Origin of the sequence: Arthrobacter sp. HMWF013, assembly GCF_003061105.1 — a bacterium.
Lineage (GTDB): Bacteria > Actinomycetota > Actinomycetes > Actinomycetales > Micrococcaceae > Arthrobacter.
Genome location: NZ_QAIQ01000650.1, coordinates 1 through 1,849 on the forward strand (window position 1 = coordinate 1; position 1,849 = coordinate 1,849).

The 1,849-nt window shown below is 64.1% G+C and carries 2 protein-coding genes; both read right to left on the minus strand.

Features of this window, described 5'->3' with window-relative positions:
• Positions 1-1,043 (minus strand): phospho-N-acetylmuramoyl-pentapeptide-transferase (gene mraY, locus DBR22_RS21445; protein WP_108600658.1); only part of this gene is annotated, 1,043 nt, incomplete at its 3' end.
• A partial coding sequence (locus tag DBR22_RS24945) for a glutamate ligase domain-containing protein (RefSeq protein ID WP_258229364.1) occupies positions 1,040-1,849 on the minus strand: 810 nt, incomplete at its 5' end. The genes DBR22_RS24945 and mraY, both read right to left, overlap by 4 nt.

Below are 1,849 nucleotides of genomic sequence, written 5' to 3' on the forward strand. Positions count from 1 at the left end.
ATCCAGAACCGGACAACCACCGTCACTTCCGCCCAGCCCTGCAGCTCGAAGTGATGTTGCAGTGGTGCCATCTTGAAGACGCGTTTGCCGCCGGTGGCTTTGAAATAGCCCACCTGGATGATCACCGACAGGGTGATCAGGACGAACAGCCCGCCGATGATGCCCAGGAGCAGCTCAGTACGAGACAGGATGGCGAAGCCGGCAATGGCACCGCCGATGGCCAGGGAGCCGGTGTCACCCATGAATATTTTTGCCGGCGAAGTGTTCCACCACAGGAAGCCCACCAGGGCCGCACTCATGATGGCTGCCAGGAGTGCCAGGTCCAGGGGGTCGCGGACGGAGTAGCAGCCGCTGCCGGCCTCCCGCGGCGACCCGCAGGCCTGGTTGCTCTGCCAGATCCCCATCAGGGTATAGGCGCCAAAGACCATGATCGAGGCTCCGGCAGCGAGCCCATCAAGGCCATCGGTAAGATTCACGCCGTTGGTGGCCGCGGTGACGATCAGGTTTGACCAGAGGACAAAAAGAATGGCCCCGAGGACTGTGCCGCCGAACGCAAGGTCCAGCCAGGGCACATCGCGTACCAGGGAGATTTTAGTGGAGGCTGGAGTGACGCCGTCGGAGTCGGGAAAGTTCAGCGCCAGGATGGCGAAGGCAATGCCAACCGCGGCCTGGAGGATGAGCTTCGCTTTGGCGTCCAGGCCCAGGCTCCGCTGCCGGGAAATCTTGATGAAATCGTCCAGGAACCCCACCAGCCCCATCCCGACCATCAGGAAGAGCAGGATCAGGACAGAAGCCGACGGACCGGCGGACGCCGGGTTCATCATCCACATGATCAGGTGCGTCAGCCCGTAGCTGAGCAGCACCGCAGCCACCACCACGGTTCCGCCCATGGTGGGCGTGCCGCGTTTTGTGTGGTGCGACGTGGGTCCGTCATCGCGGATGAACTGGCCGTAGCTTTTGCTCACCAGCAGTCGGATGAACAGCGGGGTTCCCACCAGGGCGAACAGCAGGGCCAGTCCCGAACCGATCAGAAGTGCAATCACAGCAGCTTGCTCCCTTCGTCGGCCGGTTGGATGGATTGTGGGGGTAATGCTATCCGATCGCCCAGGTGCCGCAGCCCCACGCTGTTCGAAGACTTGAAGAGCACCAGATCCCCGGGCTCAAGCTCCGCATCGAGCAGCGAATACGCCTCGTCAGCAGTTTCCGCGAAAACGCATTCGTCACCCCAGGATCCTTCCTGGACGGCGGAAACATAGAGGGCGCGGGCTTCACGGCCCACCACTACAAGCCTGGAGATATTAAGCCGGACCACCTGGGTCCCCACCGCTGTGTGTTCGCGGATGGAATCGTCGCCAAGCTCCAGCATCGCGCCCAGGACGGCCCAGGTCCGTCTCCCCCGGCCGAGGTCGGCCAAAGTGCGCAGGGCGGCCCGCATGGATTCAGGATTCGCGTTATAGGCGTCATTGATGACGGTGACTCCGTCAGCACGTTCGGTGCGCTCCATCCGCCAACGGCTTGCGGCGGACTGGGCGCTGAGCGAAGCGGCGATGTCCTGGCCAGGCACTCCTGCGGCAAAAGCGGCAGCTGCCGCGGCCAGGAGGTTGCCGGTGTGGTGCGCCCCGATGAGGCGGCTGCGCACGTGCAGCCCGGACTCGCCGCCGGGCAGGATGAGATCGAACTCTGGGTTCCCCTCAGCGTTGGTGTCCGGGTTCAGCGCCTGGACAGCAGCATCGCTGCGTCCTTCGGCGGAAAAGCCCAGCACGGCTGCGGCGGTGCGGGGCCGCATGGCTGCGACGCGTTCGTCGTCGAGGTTGAGGATGGCGGTTCCACTGGCGCTGAGGGCTTCGAC